Source organism: Streptomyces eurocidicus (assembly GCF_002891295.1).
GTDB lineage: Bacteria > Actinomycetota > Actinomycetes > Streptomycetales > Streptomycetaceae > Streptomyces > Streptomyces eurocidicus.
The window spans coordinates 66,282-86,024 of record NZ_LGUI01000006.1 but is presented as its reverse complement, the minus strand read 5'-3'; the positions used below and the strand labels follow the sequence as shown (position 1 = coordinate 86,024).

The window sequence follows — 19,743 nt, the reverse complement described above, 5'->3', positions numbered from 1 at the left end:
GACCTGTAGTGGGGCGCCGAGTAGTAATCACCGGAATCGGAGTGCTGGCGCCGGGTGGCATCGGCACCAAGAACTTCTGGAGCCTGCTGAGCGAGGGCCGCACGGCCACCCGCGGGATCACCTTCTTCGACCCGTCGCCGTTCCGCTCCAAGGTCGCGGCCGAGGCGGACTTCGACCCGGAGCTGTACGGGCTCAGCCCGCAGGAGATCCGGCGGATGGACCGCGCCGCCCAGTTCGGCGTCGTCACCGCCCGTGAGGCCCTGGCCGACAGCGGCCTGGACCTGGCCGGCCTCGACCCCTACCGCACCGGTGTCACCATCGGCAGCGCGGTCGGCGCCACCACCGGCCTGGACAACGAGTACCGCGTCGTCAGCGACGGCGGCCGACTGGACCTGGTCGACCACAGGTACACCCCGCAGCACCTCTACAACCACTTCGTGCCCAGCTCGTTCGCCGCCGAGGTCGCCTGGGCGACCGGCGCCGAGGGCCCGGCCACCGTGGTCTCCACGGGCTGCACCTCCGGCATCGACTCCGTCGGCCACGCCGTCGAGCTCATCCGCGAGGGCACCGCCGATGTGATGATCACCGGTGCGACCGACGCCCCGATCTCGCCGATCACCATGGCCTGCTTCGACGCGATCAAGGCCACCACGCCCCGCAACGACGACCCCGAGCACGCCTCGCGGCCGTTCGACGGCACCCGCAACGGCTTCGTCCTGGGCGAGGGCTCCGCCTGCTTCGTCCTGGAGGAGCTGGAGAGCGCCCGTAAGCGCGGCGCCCGCATCTACGCCGAGATCGCCGGCTACGCCTCGCGCTGCAACGCCTTCCACATGACGGGCCTGCGCCCCGACGGCCGGGAGATGGCCGAGGCCATCAAGGTCGCCCTGGACGAGGCCCGGATGAACCCCGAGGGCATCGACTACATCAACGCGCACGGCTCGGGCACCAAGCAGAACGACCGCCACGAGACCGCGGCGTTCAAGCTGAGCCTCGGCGACCACGCGTACCGCACCCCGGTCAGCTCCATCAAGTCCATGGTCGGCCACTCGCTCGGCGCCATCGGCTCGATCGAGATCGCCGCCTCGGTGCTGGCGATGGAGAACAACGTGGTGCCGCCCACCGCGAACCTGCACACCCCCGACCCCGAGTGCGACCTGGACTACGTCCCGCTCACCGCCCGGGAGCACACCACCGACGCCGTGCTGACCGTGGGCAGCGGTTTCGGCGGCTTCCAGAGCGCCATGGTCCTGGCCCGTCCCGAAAGGAGCCTGGCGTGACCGCCAAGGTAGTCATCACCGGCATCGGCGTCGCCACCCCCAACGGACTGGGCGTGGACGACTACTGGGCCGCCACGCGCGTCGGCAAGAACGCGATCGGCCCCGTCACCCGCTTCGACGCCGAGCAGTACCCGTCCAAGCTGGCCGGCGAGATCCACGACTTCACGGCCGAGGATCACCTGCCCAGCCGGCTGATCCCGCAGACCGACCGTATGACGCGGCTGGCGCTCGTCGCCGCCGACTGCGCCTTCGAGGACGCCGGCGTCAAGCCCGGCGACATCCCCGAGTTCGACATGGGCGTCGTCACCGCCAGCGCCTCCGGCGGCTTCGAGTTCGGCCAGAACGAGCTGAAGAAGCTGTGGGGCCAGGGCAGCCAGTACGTCTCCGCCTACCAGTCCTTCGCCTGGTTCTACGCGGTCAACAGCGGCCAGATCTCCATCCGCAACGGGATGCGCGGCCCCAGCGGTGTCGTCGTCAGCGACCAGGCCGGTGGCCTCGACGCCATCGCCCAGGCCCGCCGGCAGATCCGCAAGGGCAGCAAGCTCATCTTCTCCGGCGGCTTCGACGCCTCCATCTGCCCCTGGGGCTGGGTCGCCCAGCTCGCCGGCGGCCTGATGAGCACCGACGAGAACCCGGAGCGGGCCTACCTCCCCTTCGACACGGACGCCAACGGCTACGTGCCCGGCGAGGGCGGCGCGCTGCTCATCCTGGAGGACGCCGAGGCCGCCCGCGGCCGCGGTGCCACCAACATCTACGGTGAGATCGCCGGTTACGGCGCGACCTTCGACCCCAAGCCCGGCAGCGGCCGCGAGCCCGGCCTGCGCCGTGCCATCGAGGCCGCCCTGGCCGACGCGGGCCTGGAGCCGGGCGACATCGACGTCGTCTTCGCCGACGCCGCCGGCACGCCCGAGCTGGACCGCATCGAGGCCGACGCCATCAGCGCCGTCTTCGGCGCCGGCCGCGTCCCGGTCACCGCCCCCAAGACGATGACCGGCCGCCTGTACTCCGGTGCCGCCCCGGTGGACGTCGTCGCCGCGGTGCTGGCCATGCGCGAGGGCCTCATCCCGCCCACCACCAACGTCACGCTCTCGCCCGAGTACGACATCGACCTGGTCACCGGCTCGGCCCGCCCGGCTCCCGTGCGCGCCGCCCTGGTCCTCGCCCGCGGCTACGGCGGCTTCAACTCCGCCGTCGTCGTCCGCGCCGCCGACTAGTTCCGGCAGACCCGCGTCCGCCGCGGCCCTCGTACCCCCGCTCGGAGGGCCGCGGCGGGCGCACCCCGCACTTCCCCACCAGCCGCACCGCGGCGTCGAACATCTGTGAAAGGACCGTCATGGCCCAGGAATTCACCATCGAGGACCTCAAGCGCATCCTGCTCGAGGGCGCCGGCGCCGACGAGGGCGTCGACCTCGACAGCGACATCCTCGACACCGACTTCGAGGAGCTCGGCTACGAGTCGCTGGCGCTGCTGGAGACCGGCGGCCGCATCGAGCGCGAGTACGGCATCTCCTTCGACGACGACACCCTCGCCGAGAACCGCACCCCGCGCGCCCTCGTCGCGACCGTCAACGCCCTGCTGAAGGACGCCGTCGGCGTCTGATCCCCCGGCGGGCCCGGACACCGGCCGCCCTTCCCGGCCGGCGTACGGGCCTCCCCTCGGGCGCCGTGGCCACGGGTCACCCCCTGACCACGGCGCCCGCCCCTCCCGGGCACACCACCCGGCACCCATGACTTCGACACCTCAGGAGCAGCACCCCATGACCAGCACCCCTCGCGTCGCTCTCGTCACCGGCGGCACCAGCGGCATCGGCCTCGCCGTCGCCCGTCTGCTGGCCTCGCAGAACCACCAGGTCTTCATCGGCGCTCGCAACGCCGACAACGTCGCCGAGACCGTCAAGCAGCTCCAGTCCGAGGGCCTCGACGTCGACGGCACCACCCTCGACGTCCGCTCCACCGAGGACGCCCGCGCCTTCGTCCAGGCCGCCGTCGACCGCTTCGGCACCGTCGACGTCCTGGTCAACAACGCCGGCCGCAGCGGCGGCGGCGTCACGGCCGACATCGACGACGAGCTGTGGCACGACGTCATCGACACCAACCTCAACAGCGTCTTCCGCCTCACCCGTGAGGTCCTCACCACCGGCGGCCTGCGCAACAAGGACCGCGGCCGCATCATCAACATCGCCTCGACCGCCGGCAAGCAGGGTGTCGTCCTGGGCGCCCCGTACTCCGCCTCCAAGCACGGCGTCGTCGGCTTCACCAAGGCGCTGGGCAACGAGCTCGCCCCGACCGGCATCACCGTGAACGCCGTCTGCCCCGGCTACGTCGAGACGCCGATGGCCCAGCGCGTCCGCCAGGGCTACGCCGCCGCGTACGACGCCACCGAGGACGCGATCCTCCAGAAGTTCCAGTCGAAGATCCCGCTGGGCCGCTACTCCACCCCGGAGGAGGTCGCCGGCCTGGTCGGTTACCTCGCCTCCGACACGGCCGCCTCCATCACCGCGCAGGCCCTCAACGTCTGCGGCGGCCTCGGCAACTTCTAGCAGTCCCGCAGTCCCACCCCGTTCCGACCGACCCGCCACCGACTGGCACACACCAAGGAGTTCCGGACATGCCGCAGTCCCCGCTGCGTGAGGTGGAGCACGAGATCACCGTCTCGGCCCCGGCCGCCGCCGTCTACCGCCTGATCGCCGACGTCGCGAACTGGCCGCGCATCTTCCCGCCCACCATCTACGTCGACCACGTCGAGCAGGGCGAGAACACCGAGCGCATCCGCATCTGGGCCACCGCCAACGGCGAGGCCAAGAACTGGACCAGCCGCCGCACGCTGGACCCCGAGGCCCTGCGCATCACCTTCCGCCAGGAGGTCTCCACCCCGCCGGTCGCCACCATGGGCGGCACCTGGATCATCGAGCCGCTCTCCGAGGGCACCTCCCGGGTCCGGCTGCTGCACGACTACACGGCCGTCGACGAGGCCCCCGAGTCGCTGGCGTGGATCGACGAGGCCGTCGACCGCAACTCGCGCTCCGAGCTCGCCGCGCTGAAGAGCAACGTCGAACTCGCCCACGCCGCCGAGGAGGTGACCTTCTCCTTCGAGGACACCGTCCAGATCAACGGCTCGGCCAAGGACGTCTACGACTTCATCAACGAGGCGCACCTGTGGTCCGAGCGCCTCCCGCACGTGGCCACCGTCCGGCTGGAGGAGGACACCCCCGGGCTGCAGAGCCTGGAGATGGACACCCGCGCCAAGGACGGCTCGACCCACACCACCAAGTCCTACCGGGTCACCTTCCCCAGCCACAAGATCGCCTACAAGCAGGTCACCCTGCCGGCGCTCATGACGCTGCACACCGGCTACTGGACGTTCGCCGAGAACGAGGACGGCGTCGCCGCCTCCTCCCAGCACACCGTCACCCTCAACACCGAGAACATCACCAAGATCCTCGGTCCGGACGCCGGCATCGCCGAGGCCAGGGCCTACGTCCACACCGCCCTGAGCACCAACAGCACCGCGACGCTGAACCACGCCAAGGCCCACGCCGAGCAGCAGCGCTGACCATGGCCGACCACCCTTTCACCGAAACCCAGGTGATCGTGGTCGGTGCGGGGCCCGTGGGACTGATGCTCGCCGGCGAGCTCCGGCTCGCCGGCGCGGACGTCATCGTCGTCGAGCAGCGCACCGAGCCCAGCACCGACTCGCGGGCCACCACCCTGCACGCCCGCACCATGGAGATCCTGGACAGCCGGGGCCTGCTGGAGAAGCTCGGCACCGTGCCCGGCGAGCCCATGGGCCACTTCGGCGGCATCCCCCTCGACCTCACCCTTCCCAGCCCCCACCCCGGGCAGTGGAAGGTCCCGCAGATCCGCACCGAGGAACTGCTCCAGGAGTGGGCGACCGGCCTCGGCGCGGTCGTCCTGCGCGGCCACCGGCTGCGCGCCCTGGACATCACCGGGGACTACGCGGGCGCCGAGGTCGAGGGCCCCGACGGGACGGTCCACCTGCGCGCCAAGTGCCTGGTCGGCTGCGACGGCGAGGACAGCGCGGTCCGCGCCCTGGGCGGCTTCGACTTCCCCGGCACCGTCGCCACCCGTGAGCTGCTGCGCGCCGACGTCGCCGGCATCGACATCCCCGCGCGCCGCTTCCAGCGGCTGCCCGGGGGCCTCGCGATCGCCGCCCGCCGGCCCGACGGCGTCACCCGCGTCATGGTCTGCGAGTTCGACCGCGAGGACGGACCCCGCACCGGCGACCTCGACTTCGCCGAGATCGTCGGCGCCTGGCGGCGCGTCACCGGCGAGGACATCGGCTCCGGCACCCCGCTGTGGGTCAACGCCTTCACCGACGGCTCCCGCCAGGCGGCGACCTACCGGGACTACCGGCTCTTCCTCGCCGGCGACGCCGCCCACCAGCAGATGCCCATCGGCGGACAGGCCCTCAACCTCGGCCTGCAGGACGCCGTCAACCTCGGCTGGAAGCTGGCCGCCCAGGTCGCCGGCCGGGGCCCCGACGGGCTCCTGGACAGCTACCACACCGAGCGGCACGCCGTCGGCGGCCGCACCCTGAGCAACATCCGGGCCCAGGCCCTGCTGCTGCTCGGCGGCGGCGAGGTCGAGGCCGCCCGTGAGGTGCTGGCCGAGCTGATCGCGGACGAAGGCGTCCGCACCCACCTCGCCGGCATGGTCTCCGGGCTCGACGTCCGCTACGACGTCGGGGAGGGCACCCACGCCCTGCTCGGCGCCCGGCTGCCGCACCGGCCGCTGGACACCGCCGACGGACCCGCCACCACCACCTCCCTGCTGCGCACCGGCAAGGGCCTGCTCCTGGACCTCACGGGGACCGGCCGGTTCGCCCCCACCGCCGGGCCCTGGTCCGCCCTGGTCCGCACCGCCACCGCCACCCTCGTGGCGAACGAGCGGCCGGACGAGTGGCCCGAGGGGACCGACGCACTCCTGGTGCGCCCCGACGGACACGTGGTCTGGGCGGCCGCCGAAGGCGACACCGACGTCGCCGGCCTCACCACCGCCCTCACCCGCTGGTTCGGCGACCCGGCGCTGCTCGCCGCGGCACCCGCCGCCGCACCCGCACCCGTATCAGCTTCAGCACCTTCCGCTTCAGTGACCGACAGGAGTACCGCCATGGGCAGGCTCAACGGCAAGACCGCGCTCGTCACCGGCTCCAGCCGCGGCATGGGCCGCGCCACCGCGATCCGGCTGGCACAGGAAGGCGCGCTCGTCGCCGTCCACTACACCAACGGCAAGGAGGCGGCCGACGACGTCGTCGCCACCATCGAGAAGGACGGCGGCCGCGCCTTCGCCGTCCGCGCCGAACTGGGCGTCACCGGCGACGTCCACGAACTGTTCCTCGGCGTGGAGCAGGGCCTGAAGGACCGCACCGGCTCCACCGAGCTGAACATCCTCGTCAACAACGCCGGCGTCATGGGCGGCGTCGCGGCCGAGGACACCACCCCGGAGCAGTTCGACCGCCTCTACGCCGTCAACGCCAAGGCGCCGTTCTTCATCATCCAGCGCGCCCTGAAGAACATGCCGAGCGGCGGCCGCATCATCAACATCTCCTCCGGCCTCACCAAGGTGGCCAACCCCGAGGAGATCGCCTACGCGATGACCAAGGGCGCCGTCGAGCAGCTCGCCCTGCACTTCGCCAAGCTCCTCGGCCCGCGCAACATCACCATCAACAGCGTCGCCCCGGGCATCACCCGCAACGGCAACCCGGCGTTCGACATCCCCGAGGTCGTCGACCAGATGGCGGCCCTGTCCGCCTTCAACCGGGTCGGCGAGCCGCAGGACGTCGCCGACGTCGTCGCCTTCCTGGCCACCGACGACGCCCGCTGGATCACCGGCGCCTTCGTCGACGCCACCGGCGGCACCCTCCTCGGCTGAGGCAGCCCCCGCGGGCGCCCGGCGCGCCCCGCGGACCCGGCGGGGCCGGCCGCATCCCCCTGCGGCCGGCCCCCCGCCCGTTTCCCCGCGCCCCCGCCTTCTCCCTCTTTCCTTCTTTCCCACAGGATTTCGGAAAAGGACCATGAACCGCTCGTCGACCCTCCCCTTCCCCGTCGCCGCGGCGCCCTCCGACCGGTGGAGCCCCCGCCTGTGGGGCCTGCTGCTGGTCCTCGCCGGCAACATGCTCATCGACGCCCTAGAGGTGTCCGTGGCCGTCGTGGCCCTGCCGTCGATCGGTGACGACCTCGGCCTGGCCGCCGCCACCGCGCAGTGGACGATGAGCGGCTTCGCCCTCGGCTTCGGCGCCCTGATGCTCTTCGGCGCCCGCGTCGTCACCCACCTCGGCCGGCGCCGGATGTACCTCGTGGCGCTCCTCGCGTTCGCGGCCGCCTCCCTCGTCGCCGCTCTGACCGGCGACCCGTCGGTGCTGATCGCCACCCGGTTCGTCAAGGGCTTCTGCGCCGCCCTGACGGCGCCCACCGGCCTGGCCATCCTCGCCACCGCCTTCCCCGAGGGCCGGGAACGCGACCGCGCCGTCTCCGTCTACACCCTGGCCGGGGCCAGCGGATTCACCGCCGGACTGCTCCTGTCCGGCGCCCTGACCACCGTCAGCTGGCGCCTGACCTTCCTCTTCCCGGCCCCCGTGGTCCTGCTCCTCTTCGTCTTCTGCCTGCGCCTCGTGCCCGCCGACCCGCCCGCGGACACCACCGGCCCGCGCCGCTACGACCTCGCCGGCGCCCTCACCCTCCTCGCCGCGCTGAGCTCCCTGGTGTACGCCCTCACCGGCCTGCCCCACCACGGCCCCGGCACCGCGCGCACCCTCGTGCCGCTGGCCGCGACCGCCGTGCTCCTGGGCGCGTTCCTCTACATCGAGCGCACCACCGCCCAGCCCCTGATCCGCCCCGCCGTCCTGACGGAACGCGCCATGCTGCGCTCGGCGCTCGGTGCCGCCTGCCTCAACGGCTCGTACCTGGGCCTGCTGTTCGTCGTCACCTTCCAGGCGCACGACGCGCTGGGCTACGGACCCATGCGGACGGCGCTGGCCATCCTCCCGGCGAGCCTGCCGCTGGCCGTCACCGCGCTGGCCTCGGGACGGCTCGTACGCCGCTTCGGCGCCCCCCGGCTGATCACCGTCGGTGCCCTCGCCCCCCTGGCCGGGTACGCCTACTACCTGCGGCTGCCCGCCTCCCCGGACTACCTCACCGACATCCTGCCGACCATGCTGCTGGTCGGAGCGGGCTTCGTCGCCTCCTTCGCCGCCCTCAATATGCAGGCCGTCTCGGGCTTCCCGCCCGAGCGGCGCGGCGAGGCGGGCGGCGCCTACCAGACGGCCGTCCAGCTCGGTGCCGCCCTGATGGTCGCCGCGACCTCGGCCCTCCTCGCCGCGCACGAGGCGCCCGCCGGCGCCTCCCCGCAGGAGGTCATGGCCGCCTACCGGCCCGCGATGTGGCTGGTGACCGCCGTCGGCCTGACCGGCCTGCTGGTCGCCCTCACCGGAGTGGCGCGCCGGCCCCGGCCCGCCACCCGCTGAGCACCCCGCCGTCTCCGGCGCCCCTCGCCTTGTCCGTTCCGCCCCTTCCGCTGTTTGGGAGACCCATGAACACGTACCAGAACACCTACGACTGGGACTCGGTCGCCCTCGACCTCGACTACGACGCGGAGTTCGACGTCGACTTCGACGAGGCGTTCGCGTTCGACCTGGAGGCCGCCGAGGCCGCCCCGGTGACCGTGCCGGACCTGGCCGTCCTGGCCCACTCCGACTACGCCGAGCGCTCCCGGATCCTCGACGCCTACGTGCGCCAGGAGATCGGCCGGGTGCTGGGCGTCGCCCCCGAGAGCGTCGACACCACCGGGCGGCCCATGAACAGCCTGGGCGTGGGCTCCATCAACGGCATGGAGCTCCAGGCCCGGATGGAGGCCGCCCTGGGCGTGGAGCTCAAGCTCCAGTCGCTGCTGCGCGCCAACAGCGCCGCCGAGCTCGTCGACTGCCTGGCCCGTCAGCTCGGCCCCGGGGACGGCCCCCTCCAGCGGTCCGCGGCGCCCGCGGCCACGGTATGACGGCCACCGCCGTCGCCCCCGCCCCGACGGTGGTCGGGCAGGACCGGCTCGACCTGTGGCTGATCGCCACCCCGGGGCCGGAGGCGGTGCGCGACCGGCTGGACACCTCCGAGCTGGACGCGGCGGAACGCAAGCGGACCGCCTCCTTCATCCGGCCGTCCGACGCCGCCACCTACGCCACCGCGCACATCGCGCTGCGCCGGCTGCTCGGGGCCTATCTGGGCGTGCCGCCCGCGGACGTCCCCTTCGTCCGCGAGCCCTGCCCCGGCTGCCAGGGCCCGCACGGCAGACCCGCCGTCGCCCACCCGGACCCGCCGCTGCACTTCTCCCTCTCCCACAGCCACGGCATGGTCCTGGTGGGCGTGGCCGGCCGTACGGTCGGTGCGGACGTGGAGCGGCTGCCCCGGCCCCAGACGGTCGCGGTCTGCACCCCGGCCCTGCACCCGCAGGAGCGCGAGGAGCTCGACGCGCTGCCCCCGCCGGACCGGCAGGCCGCCTTCGGCCGGCTGTGGACCCGCAAGGAGGCGTACCTCAAGGGCCTCGGTACCGGCCTCGGCCGCAGCCCCGCCGCCGACTACCTCGGCGCCGACCCGGCCCGCCGCCCGGCGGGCTGGACCCTCCTGGACATCCCCGGCGGCCCCCGCCACCACGCGGCCGCCGCCCTCCTGGGCGACCCGCCCGTCACCACCACCGTGCGCCGGCTGCCGGCCCGGGCCCTCCTGCCGGGCGCCGCCGCCCCGGACGTACGGGCCGACGCCGGCCCGGCCCTCTGACCACCTCCTCCGGAAGCGAGATCCCATGCCTGTCGCAGGAAAGACCACGCCGAACCAGGTGGACCACCCGCGCGAGTGGACCCTGCGCGAACGCGTCGAGGAACTGAACCTCATCAGGGACGAGGTCCACCAGGGACCCGACCCCGCCGCCACCGAACGCCAGCACGCCAAGGGCAAGCTGACGGCCCGGGAGCGCATCGCCCTCCTCCTGGACGAGGGTTCCTTCACCGAGGTCGAGCCGCTCCGCCGGCACCGCGCCAGCGGCTTCGGCCTGGAGAACAAGAAACCCTACACGGACGGTGTGATCACCGGTTGGGGCACGGTCCACGGCCGGACGGTGTTCGTCTACGCCCATGACTTCCGGATCTTCGGCGGTGCGCTGGGCGAGGCCCACGCCACCAAGATCCACAAGATCATGGACATGGCGCTCGCCGCGGGGGCGCCGCTCGTCTCGCTGAACGACGGCGCGGGTGCCCGTATCCAGGAGGGCGTCTCGGCGCTGGCCGGTTACGGCGGCATCTTCCAGCGGAACACCAAGGCGTCCGGCGTCATCCCGCAGATCTCCGTGATGCTCGGCCCCTGCGCCGGTGGCGCGGCCTACAGCCCGGCGCTGACCGACTTCGTCTTCATGGTCCGCGAGACCTCCCAGATGTTCATCACCGGCCCCGACGTCGTCCGCGCCGTCACCGGCGAGGAGATCAGCCAGAACGGCCTCGGCGGCGCCGACGTCCACTCCGCGACCTCGGGCGTCTCCCACTTCGCCTACGACGACGAGGAGAGCTGCCTGGAGGACGTGCGCTTCCTGCTCTCCCTGCTGCCCGCCAACAACCGCGAGCTGCCGCCCGCGACGCCCGGCCAGGACCCGGCCGACCGGCGCACCGAGGCCCTCCTCGACCTGGTCCCCGACGACCCGGGCCGCAGCTACGACATCCGCTCGGTCATCGAGGAGATCGTCGACGACTCCGAGTACTTCGAGATCCACCCGGCCTGGGCCACCAACATCGTCTGCGCCCTGGCCCGCCTCGACGGCCACGTCGTCGGCATCGTCGCCAACCAGCCCGCCTCGTACGCCGGCGTCCTGGACATCGAGTCCAGCGAGAAGGCCGCCCGCTTCGTCCAGTTCTGCGATGCCTTCAACATCCCGCTGGTCACCCTCGTCGACGTGCCCGGCTTCCTGCCCGGCGTCGACCAGGAGCACAACGGCATCATCCGGCGCGGCGCCAAGCTGCTCTACGCCTACTGCAACGCCACCGTGCCCCGGATCTCCCTGGTCCTGCGCAAGGCTTACGGCGGCGCCTACATCGTCATGGACTCCCGCTCCATCGGCGCCGACCTGGCGCTCGCCTGGCCGAGCAACGAGATCGCCGTCATGGGCGCCGAGGGCGCGGCCAACGTCATCTTCCGCCGCGAGATCAACGGCTCCGACGACCCCGAGGCGGTCCGGCAGCAGAAGATCAAGGAGTACAAGGCGGAGCTGATGCACCCGTACTACGCCGCCGAGCGCGGCCTGGTCGACGACGTCATCGACCCGGGCGAGACCCGCCAGGTGCTCATCCGCTCGCTGGCCATGCTCCGCAGCAAGCACGCCGACCTGCCCTCGCGCAAGCACGGCAACCCGCCGCAGTGACCGTACCGACCGCGCCGTGACCGCAGTGCCGGAGGCACCCATGACCACCGATCCCCTCATCCGCGTCGAGAAGGGCCACGCCGGGCCCGAGGAACTGGCCGCGCTGACGGCCGTGCTCCTCGCCGTCACGGCCACAGCCGGCACCGAGCCCGACGACCTGGCCCGCCACTACCGGGCCACCGCCCGCTGGGGGCGCCACGAGCGCACCGACCGCACCCCGGGCCCGCGCAGCTGGCGCGCCCGGCCGACCGGCCCGGGGGAGCGGTCCTGAACCCGGCGCCCCGCCCCGCCGGCCGGCTCCGGACCCGGCGGCGGGCCCGCGAATTCCGGGACGCCCACCGGGAAGTGCACAGGAAGAAGTGAAACCTCTGTCCGATCCGCGATAAATCAGGGGCGATCGATCGAACGGACCGAGAAGTTCCGGGAATATGGTCCGCAGGCGGCCCGGCGCCCGGCGATTCCCCTTCCGGAGCGCGGCCGCCCTTCGCGGCACCGATGACGCGCGACACCCATGAAACGAAACAGGCGTTGACCCGACCCCGGCCACCGGCCGGCTGCCGAGAACCGTCCGGGCGACGCGGCATCCGGCCGGCCGGGGGAGCGCGGACGGGGCGGGAAACACAGAGGAGACCAACCGTGGTGACCCATACGAACGACACCGTGCGAGCGGAGCCGCCGCGGCAGCCGGCCGGCGCGCGCCCGCTCCTGATCACCCTGCTGCTGTCCAGCATGCTCACGACCATGGCCGGTGCCATCATCGCGCCGTCCCTGCCCGCGATGGAGAAGCACTTCTCCTCCGTGGACAACGCCGACTTCCTGGTCCGCATGGTCCTCACCGTCCCCGCGCTGATGATCGCCCTGGGCGCGCCCCTGGTGGGCACGCTGGTGGACCGGATAGGCCGCAAGCCCGTCCTGGCCGCCTCCGTCGGCCTGTTCGGCTTCGCCGGCGGCTCCGGCCTGGTGCTCGACAACCTCTACGCCATCCTCGCGGGCCGGCTCCTGCTGGGCGTCGCGGTGGCCGGCATCATGACCGCCACCACCACGCTCGTCACCGACCACTACCCCGGGGAGTCCCGCTCGCGGGTGCTGGGCCTCCAGGCGGGCTTCATGGGCTTCGGCGGCGTGGCCTTCCTCTCGCTGGGCGGCGTCCTGGCCGACATCGACTGGCGCGGGCCCTTCGCGATCTACCTCGTGGCCATGCCGCTCACCCTGCTCGTCCTGCGCTTCGTCGTCGAACCGCCCCGGGCGGCGGCGGTCCCCGGCGCGAACGGCGACGCGGCCGGCGGCCGCTTCCCCAAGCTGGCCTACGGCATCTACGCCCTGGTCCTGATCTCCCAGGTGATGTTCTATCTGATCCCCTCCCAGCTGCCCTTCTACCTGGAGGACATCGGCGGCATCGGGGCCAGCGGCGCCGGACTCGCGATCGCCCTGATGAGCCTGGCCAACGCCCTGGTCGGTCTCAACTACGGCAAGATCAACAAGCGGTTCGGCTTCAAGCAGGTGGCCGTCGCCACCTTCGCCCTGCTCGCCGCCGGTTACCTCGCCATCGGCGCCACCTCGGCCGTCCCGCTGGTCCTCGTGGGCCTGGTGGTCCTCGGCTCCGGCGTCGGCCTGCTGATCCCCAACTTCAACACCTGGCTGGCCTCCCGCACCCCCGTCGCCCTCCGCGGCCGGGTCATGGGCGGCGTCACCTCCTGCATGTTCCTGGGCCAGTTCCTCTCCCCGGCCCTGAGCCAGCCCGCCACCGGCCCGCTCGGCATCGACGGCGTCTACCTCGCCGCGGGCGCCCTGGGCGCCACCGTGGCCGTCGTCCTGCTGCTCCTGCGCACCGGCTCCCCGGACGCCGCCCCCGCGGGCGCCCCGGAGGCGGCTCCCCGGGCCACGGCCGGGCGCCCCTGACGCCCCGCCGGGGCCCCCTCCGATCCGACCCGCAGTACCCCAAGGCACCTAAGGAACCATGACCACCGTGAGCGACCGTTCCACGCCCCGCCGCGTCGACATCGTCCTCGACATCATCTGCGCCCACTCCTACATCGGCTACACGCGCTTCGCCCGCGCCGCGCGCCGCTTCCGCGACGAGGGCGGTGAGGTGGAGGTCCGCTTCCACCCCTACCAGCTCGACCCGGACGCGTCGCCCGCCGGCGAGCCGCTCCTCGCCGCCCTGGAGCGCAAGTTCGGCGGCGGAGTGCGCGCCGAGACCACCCGGGTGGCCGCCCACGCCGCGCACGACGGGCTGGTCCTGGACTACGAGCACGCCGTGCACACCACCACCCTCGAGGCCCACCGCCACCTCGTCCTGGCCGCCGGCCAGGGCAAGGCCGAGGAGCTCGCCGAGCGCCTGTTCCGCGCGTACTTCACCGACGCCGTGAACATCTCCGACCCCGCCGTCCTCGCCCGGCTCGCCGACGAGACGGGCGTCAGGACCGGCGAGGACCCCACCGAGGGCGCCGAGGAGGTACGGGCCGGCCTGGAGCGCGTACGCCGCGGCAACGTCCGCGCCGTACCGGTCTTCCTCTTCGAGAACGGCCCCACCTTCACCGGCGCCCAGTCGGAGGAGAGCTATCTGGCGGCCCTCCGTACCACCGTCTGAGAACAGGGAAAAGACAATTCCCTGTCAACTCTTCCCGCCCGGCTTGACCTGACCGGGGGGCGGCGGGGGAGGGTTGATCCCACCTTCACCGATTCCCCGGCCATCGCTTTCCAGCCTTTTCCCCATCCCGCGTTACCGGTCTTTCCGACCCGCGTTTCCGCACCACCCGAAGGAGCACATCTTGTCCGCTAGCACCGCGCCCCTGAAGCTCGCCGTCATCGTGGCCAGCGTCCGAGAGGGCCGCTTCGGCCCGACGGTGGCGAACTGGTTCGTCAAGCAGGCCGGTCTGCGCGACGACTTCGAGGTCGACGTCATCGACCTGGCCGACCACGAGCTGCCCTACGTGCTCTCGCAGCAGCCCTCCGCCGAGGTCGTCGAGGCCCTCTCGAAGGTCACCCCGCGACTGGAGCAGGCCGACGCCTTCGTCGTCGTCACGCCGGAGTACAACCACAGCTTCCCGGCCTCGCTCAAGAGCCTGATCGACTGGCACTACACGCAGTGGCAGGGCAAGCCGGTCGGCTTCGTCTCCTACGGCGGCCTCGCCGGCGGCCTGCGCTCCGCCGAGCAGCTGCGCCCGATCTTCGCCGAGCTGCACGCCGTCACCATCCGTGAGGCCGTCAGCTTCCACATGGCGTGGGAGAAGTTCGACGAGAACGGCGAGCCCAAGGACCAGTCCGGCCCGGCCGGTGCCGCCAAGGCGCTGCTGGACCAGCTCGGCTGGTGGGCGGACGGCCTGCGCGAGCAGCGCGCCCGTCGCCCCTACGGCAAGTAAGTCCGCGGGGCCGGCGGGAACAGCACTCCCGCCCGGCCGCCGGCACCCCCGCGCACCCGCGCGGACCACACCCCCGGTGACGGACCCGGCGGCCCCCTCACGGGCCGCCGGGTCCGCGGCGTTTCCGCCCCGGACGCCCCACTCCTTCGCGGGCCGGGGGGACCGGCGGCCGCCACGCCCCACCGCGCGACGCCCCCGTCGTCGACGCGCCACGCCACCACCGTCACAGCGGACAGCGGCGGGCGCCCGGACCGGTCAAACCGGCCCCGGGCGCCCGCCGCTGTCCGCATATGGCCCCGCATATGGCCCCGCATATGGCCCCGCATATGGCCCCGCATATGGCCCCGCATATGGCCCCGCATATGGCCCCGCCCTCACGGGACCGAACCGAGGAGACACACCGTGCCCGCACCCGACCGGCCCACCGCCCACCCGCGCGTCCGCCGCAGGGAACGCCCCGCCCGCCGCGCCACGTTGCGCGCCCGCGCCCGCCGTGCCGCGCTGCGCCTGGTCACCCACCCCACGCCGGCCACGAACCCGCTCCGGAGCGCCCAGTGACGATCACCGACACTGCCGTCCGGCCCGTCCGTCCCGCCGACCCGGCGGGCACCGCCGGCCGCGCCCTCTTCCACGACGCCGTCGGCCGCGTACTCCTGGCCGGCGAGGACGAGGACACCACCCCCGAGCCGCACATCTTCCGCGGCATCGACTGACGCACCGCCGGACCCCCGGAACCGTTCCCGCACTCCGCCCCGATGGGTTCATCCGGGCGCTGGACCAACTGGAGTACGCACCACATGGCACAGCTGATCCAACCCACCGTCCCGGACGTGCGCGACATCGTCCTGGACGCCGCCGGCACCTCACTGTCGGGCCTGCTCATCGAGCCCCGGCACACGCCCCCGCGGGCCCTCGTCGTGGCGGTGCACGGCGGTGGCATGCGCGCGGGCTACTTCCACGGCCAGACCCACCCCACCCAGTCGCTGATGACCCTCGGCGCCCGCCTGGGCTTCACCGTCCTCGCCGTCGACCGCCCCGGCTACGGACTCTCCGCCGCCCGCTTCCCCGAGGGGCAGACCCTCGCCGAGCAGTCCCACATCCTGCACGCCGCCCTGGCCGGGTTCGCCCGCACCCACGACACCGGCGCGGGCACCTTCCTCATGGCCCACTCCTACGGCGGAAAGCTCGCCCTGCACGCCGCGGCCGACGACCGCGGGGCCGACCTCATCGGCCTGGACATCTCCGGCATCAGCCACCGCTACGCCGTCGACGTACGCCAGTTCCAGGACTTCCACGGGCTGAAGACCTGGCCCCTGCACTGGGGCAAGCTCGCCCTCTACCCGCCGGGCACCTTCCGCCAGGCGAAGCCGCTGGTGACCCCCATGCCCCCGCGCGAGGCCGGCGAGGCCCGCCGCTGGGCCGAGGAGTTCCCCCGCCTCGCCGCCCGGGTGACCGTGCCGGTCCGTTTCACCTTCGCCGAGCACGAGGGGTGGTGGCACCACGACGACGAGACCCTCGCCTCCATGCGCCGCCTGCTGAGCGCCGCGCCGAGGGCCGTCTTCGACCGCCAGCCCAACGCCGGGCACAACATCAGCCTCGGCTGGGCGGCGCGCTCGTACCACCTGCGCGCGCTGGCCTTCGTGGAGGAATGCCTCATGGAACGCGAGGTGCCCACCCCGGTCGCCCGCGTCACCACCCTGGCCGCCGCCCGCGCGGCCGCGCGCCCGGCCCCGGCCCAGGGAGCGGGCCCGGGCGAGGGAGCCGTGCCCCTGCCGCCGCTCGTCCCCGGCCCGCGCCGGCCCGCCGGAGCGGCCTGAACACCCGCCCGGCCGCCGCCCGGCCGGTGCCGGTCGGCACCGGCCGGGCCCTCGGGTCCGGCCCCTCACCTCAGTCCCCTCCACCCACCGGGATCCCATGCAGCCCTTCATCGAACACGCCCGCACCCTCGGTCGACGCATCGCCCAGCACGGCCACCACCGCGCCGAGTTCGGCCGCCTCGCCGCCGGGCAGTCGCCCGCGGCCCTCTTCGTGACCTGCTCCGACTCCCGGGTGATCCCCTCGCTGATCACCGGTGCCCGGCCCGGCGACCTCTTCGAGCTCCGCACCGCCGGGAACGCCGTGCCCCCCTACACCGGGCACCGGCCCACCGGCGAGTGCGCCACCATCGAGTACGCCGTCGACGTCCTCGAGGTCCCCGACATCATCGTCTGCGGCCACTCGCACTGCGGCGCCGTCGGCGCCCGCGCCCGCGGCGACGACCTCACCGCCCTCCCGGCCGTCGCCGGCTGGCTCGCCGCCCACCTGCCCGACGGCCTCGGCACCCACGGCCACGACCGGGACCCCGGCGTGCACGCCGCCGCCCAGCGCAACGTCCGCGCCCAGCTGGAGACGCTGCGCGCCTACCCGAGCGTCCGCGACCGGCTGGCCGCCGGGACGCTGCGCCTGCACGGCTGGTTCTACGGCGTGGACACCGGGCTCGTCCTCGCCCACGACCCGGGACTGGACGCCTTCCTCCCGCTCTGAGGCCCGCCCCCGGCACATGCTCCACCCACACCACAAGGAGACCCCCATGACCGACCACGCCCACGAGATCGCCGAGCTGCGCCGCGAGCTGCGGACCGTCACCGACCGCGCCGCCCTCACCACCCTGCTCGACCGCTTCGCCGCCGGCCTCGACAGCACGGACCCCGACCGGAACGACGAGGAGTGGTACCGCTCGCTGTTCACCGAGGACGTCCGCCTGGAGCTGCCCAACGGCGTCCACGAAGGCATCACGGGTCTGCCGGAGTTCCTCGGCGCCCCCAAGCGGGCCTGGGCCCGCACCCACCACCTCGTCACCAACCCGATCGTCACCCTCGACGGCGACCGGGCCGCCGGCCGCGCCAACGCCCACGCCACCCACGTCCCGCACCCCGCCGAGGACGGCACCACCGGCCCGCTGTTCGTCGGCGGCGCCCGCTACGACTTCACCGCCGTGCGGACCGCCGAGGGCTGGCGCGCCAACGCCCTGACCGCCTCCGTCGTCTGGGTCGAGGGTGCCCCCGGGGCCTGACCGTACGCGCCGCGCCCGCCCGTTCAGACCCGGCCGGGCGCGGGCAGCGGCGGCGCCTTCGTCAGATGGCTGCGGGTACGCAGCCCGAAGGCGGCCGTCGCGGCCAGCCACATCACCGCGAACCACAGCGGTCCCAACAGCAGATGCCCGTAAGGAACCGCCCCCGAGAAGCCCGCGGCCACGCTCACCTGCGTCGGCCCGTACTCCGGCAGCAGCTGCACCCCGTCCTTGCTCGCCCCCGGGTTGCTGACCGGGTTCTGCAGCATCGTGTCCATCAGGCTCGTCATGATGATGACGAACATCCCCTCCAGCTCACGGCGGAGGAACGCCCCGAGCAGGATCCCGATGCCGCCGTAGCCGACCGCGGCGCTGAACAGCCCCGCCGCCAGCAGCGCCGGCCGCACCGGATCCCAGTACCAGCAGATCACCGCCGTCGCGTACAGGGCCGTGGCCGCCGACGCCAGCAGCATCGCGGCCACCTTCGCGACCAGCAACGGGACCCTCGGGTACCCGGCGAGGGCCAGCCGGCGGTCGAAGGCCAGCGACTTGAAGGTGGTCATGAACATCATGAAGCCGACGATCAGCGTGACGGCGTTGACCGCCCCGGAGATCATGGTCAGCCGTCCGGCGTCCACCGTCACCGTCCGCCCGGTGGCGCGCAGCAGGAAGCGGCTGGGCGCGGACGCGACGAACCAGTGCACCATCGACAGCCAGAACGGGATGTAGAAGACCACCAGGACCAGCGCCAGCCGGTTCCGCGCGTGCTCCAGCAGCGCGAAGCCGACCGCCGTCGTGAGCCGCCGCCGGGCCGTCCTCACCGGGCCGCCTCCGCCCCGACCGCCGACGCGGGGTCCCCGCACGAGGGTTCGGGCACCGGGGCCGGGCACCACGGGCGGACCGCACCGTCGTGCAGCCGGTACAGCCTGTCCAGCCGCCCGGTGTCCCAGGCGAGGTGGGACACCACCAGCACGCACCGCCCCCGCTCCCGCAGCCGCCGCGCCACCTGCCAGAACCGCAGGTACGTCTCCCAGTCGAAGCCCTGGTACGGCTCGTCCAGCAGCAGCACCTCGGGGTCGTGCATCAGCGCCAGCGTCAGATTCAGCTTCTGCCGGGTGCCGCCGCTCAGTTCACCCGCCCGGGTGTATCGGTACTCCCCGAACCGGAGCTCCTCCAGCAGCTCCTCCGCCCGCCGGGTGTCCGGCAGACCGTAGGCGACCCGGAAGTACCGCAGGTGCTGTGCGACGGTCAGACAGTCGTTCAGCACCGCCTCCTGAGGGCAGTGCCCCAGCGTCCCCCGGACCACCGCCTCGCCGCCGTCCGCCGCCGACTGCCCCGACAGGATCCGCAGCAGCGTGCTCTTCCCCGCCCCGTTCTCGCCGACCACCCCGGTCAGCGTGCCCGGTTCGAGGTCGAAGGAGACACCGCGCAGCACATGGCGGGAACGGTAGGACTTGTGCACGTCGCGCACGTGCAGAGCGGGGGGACGGCCAGGCATGGCGCACACCCTAGCGACGGCCGGGACACCCGGACGCCCACCACGGCGGGCGGGTGCCCGCTCCCGCGCGCCCGTCACCGGAACGCGTCAATCTGCCGCCCGCGCCCGTGTTGGAGGCGTGGGCCCGCGCGCGGAGCTGGAAGGGTG

21 protein-coding genes are annotated in these 19,743 nt (G+C 73.2%); 19 read left to right on the top strand and 2 right to left on the bottom strand.

Going from position 1 to position 19,743, the window contains the following annotated elements; all coding sequences use genetic code 11:
* Positions 1-8 precede the first annotated feature (8 nt).
* The 19 genes from AF335_RS19745 (at position 9) to AF335_RS19665 (ending at position 18,101) form a co-directional block, all read left to right on the top strand.
* A complete protein-coding gene (locus tag AF335_RS19745) occupies positions 9-1,277 on the top strand; it encodes a beta-ketoacyl-[acyl-carrier-protein] synthase family protein (protein ID WP_102919757.1) in 1,269 nt (422 codons plus the stop codon).
* Positions 1,274-2,491: a ketosynthase chain-length factor gene (locus AF335_RS19740; RefSeq protein ID WP_102919756.1), complete on the top strand. Its 1,218-nt coding sequence runs from the start codon at positions 1,274-1,276 to the stop codon at positions 2,489-2,491. Before AF335_RS19745 ends, AF335_RS19740 begins: the two co-directional genes overlap by 4 nt.
* Positions 2,492-2,610: 119 nt before the next feature.
* Complete coding sequence (locus AF335_RS19735; RefSeq protein WP_102919755.1) at positions 2,611-2,877, top strand: acyl carrier protein; 267 nt, start codon at positions 2,611-2,613, stop codon at positions 2,875-2,877.
* Positions 2,878-3,034: 157 nt separating this feature from the next.
* Positions 3,035-3,817, top strand: coding sequence for a 3-oxoacyl-ACP reductase FabG (gene fabG / locus AF335_RS19730; protein WP_102919754.1), 783 nt, complete (start codon positions 3,035-3,037; stop codon positions 3,815-3,817).
* 68 nt (positions 3,818-3,885) lie between these two features.
* On the top strand, positions 3,886-4,830 hold the full coding sequence (locus AF335_RS19725; protein ID WP_102919753.1) for an aromatase/cyclase: 945 nt from the start codon (positions 3,886-3,888) through the stop codon (positions 4,828-4,830).
* A gap of 2 nt (positions 4,831-4,832) precedes the next feature.
* Entirely contained in the window at positions 4,833-7,169 is a 2,337-nt protein-coding gene (locus tag AF335_RS19720; RefSeq protein ID WP_102919752.1) for an SDR family oxidoreductase, read from the top strand.
* 142 nt (positions 7,170-7,311) lie between these two features.
* On the top strand, positions 7,312-8,760 hold the full coding sequence (locus AF335_RS19715; protein WP_102919751.1) for an MFS transporter: 1,449 nt from the start codon (positions 7,312-7,314) through the stop codon (positions 8,758-8,760).
* Positions 8,761-8,825: 65 nt separating this feature from the next.
* Positions 8,826-9,287: an acyl carrier protein gene (locus tag AF335_RS19710; protein WP_102919750.1), complete on the top strand. Its 462-nt coding sequence runs from the start codon at positions 8,826-8,828 to the stop codon at positions 9,285-9,287.
* The gene (locus AF335_RS19705; protein ID WP_102919749.1) at positions 9,284-10,060 is read left to right on the top strand and encodes a 4'-phosphopantetheinyl transferase family protein; all 777 of its coding nucleotides are present in this window, start codon (positions 9,284-9,286) and stop codon (positions 10,058-10,060) included. The genes AF335_RS19710 and AF335_RS19705 overlap by 4 nt, the downstream gene beginning before the upstream one ends.
* Positions 10,061-10,085: 25 nt before the next feature.
* The gene (locus tag AF335_RS19700) at positions 10,086-11,687 is read left to right on the top strand and encodes an acyl-CoA carboxylase subunit beta (protein ID WP_102919748.1); all 1,602 of its coding nucleotides are present in this window, start codon (positions 10,086-10,088) and stop codon (positions 11,685-11,687) included.
* A 40-nt stretch (positions 11,688-11,727) separates the two neighbouring features.
* On the top strand, positions 11,728-11,958 hold the full coding sequence (locus AF335_RS19695) for an acyl-CoA carboxylase epsilon subunit (RefSeq protein WP_102919747.1): 231 nt from the start codon (positions 11,728-11,730) through the stop codon (positions 11,956-11,958).
* A gap of 365 nt (positions 11,959-12,323) precedes the next feature.
* Positions 12,324-13,586 carry an MFS transporter gene (locus AF335_RS19690; protein WP_211304124.1) on the top strand — a complete coding sequence of 421 codons (1,263 nt, stop codon included), beginning with the start codon at positions 12,324-12,326 and terminating at the stop codon, positions 13,584-13,586.
* A 58-nt stretch (positions 13,587-13,644) separates the two neighbouring features.
* On the top strand, positions 13,645-14,277 hold the full coding sequence (locus tag AF335_RS19685) for a DsbA family oxidoreductase (protein WP_102919746.1): 633 nt from the start codon (positions 13,645-13,647) through the stop codon (positions 14,275-14,277).
* Positions 14,278-14,458: 181 nt separating this feature from the next.
* Positions 14,459-15,049 carry an NADPH-dependent FMN reductase gene (locus AF335_RS19680; RefSeq protein WP_221505268.1) on the top strand — a complete coding sequence of 197 codons (591 nt, stop codon included), beginning with the start codon at positions 14,459-14,461 and terminating at the stop codon, positions 15,047-15,049.
* Positions 15,050-15,451: 402 nt separating this feature from the next.
* Complete coding sequence (locus tag AF335_RS34745) at positions 15,452-15,607, top strand: hypothetical protein (RefSeq protein WP_170127756.1); 156 nt, start codon at positions 15,452-15,454, stop codon at positions 15,605-15,607.
* A complete protein-coding gene (locus tag AF335_RS34740) occupies positions 15,604-15,762 on the top strand; it encodes a hypothetical protein (RefSeq protein ID WP_170127755.1) in 159 nt (52 codons plus the stop codon). The genes AF335_RS34745 and AF335_RS34740 overlap by 4 nt, the downstream gene beginning before the upstream one ends.
* Positions 15,763-15,846: 84 nt before the next feature.
* Entirely contained in the window at positions 15,847-16,866 is a 1,020-nt protein-coding gene (locus AF335_RS19675) for an alpha/beta hydrolase (RefSeq protein ID WP_184743333.1), read from the top strand.
* Between the two features lie 97 nt (positions 16,867-16,963).
* Positions 16,964-17,572, top strand: coding sequence for a carbonic anhydrase (locus AF335_RS19670; protein WP_102919745.1), 609 nt, complete (start codon positions 16,964-16,966; stop codon positions 17,570-17,572).
* 46 nt (positions 17,573-17,618) lie between these two features.
* Positions 17,619-18,101, top strand: coding sequence for a nuclear transport factor 2 family protein (locus tag AF335_RS19665; protein ID WP_170127754.1), 483 nt, complete (start codon positions 17,619-17,621; stop codon positions 18,099-18,101).
* Positions 18,102-18,124: 23 nt separating this feature from the next.
* On the opposite strand, the gene AF335_RS19660 is transcribed toward AF335_RS19665, so the two are convergent.
* Together AF335_RS19660 and AF335_RS19655 are read right to left on the bottom strand one after the other, a co-directional pair.
* Entirely contained in the window at positions 18,125-18,919 is a 795-nt protein-coding gene (locus AF335_RS19660; protein ID WP_102920081.1) for a hypothetical protein, read from the bottom strand.
* Positions 18,916-19,596: an ABC transporter ATP-binding protein gene (locus AF335_RS19655; protein WP_102919743.1), complete on the bottom strand. Its 681-nt coding sequence runs from the start codon at positions 19,594-19,596 to the stop codon at positions 18,916-18,918. The genes AF335_RS19660 and AF335_RS19655 overlap by 4 nt, the downstream gene beginning before the upstream one ends.
* Positions 19,597-19,743 lie beyond the last annotated feature (147 nt).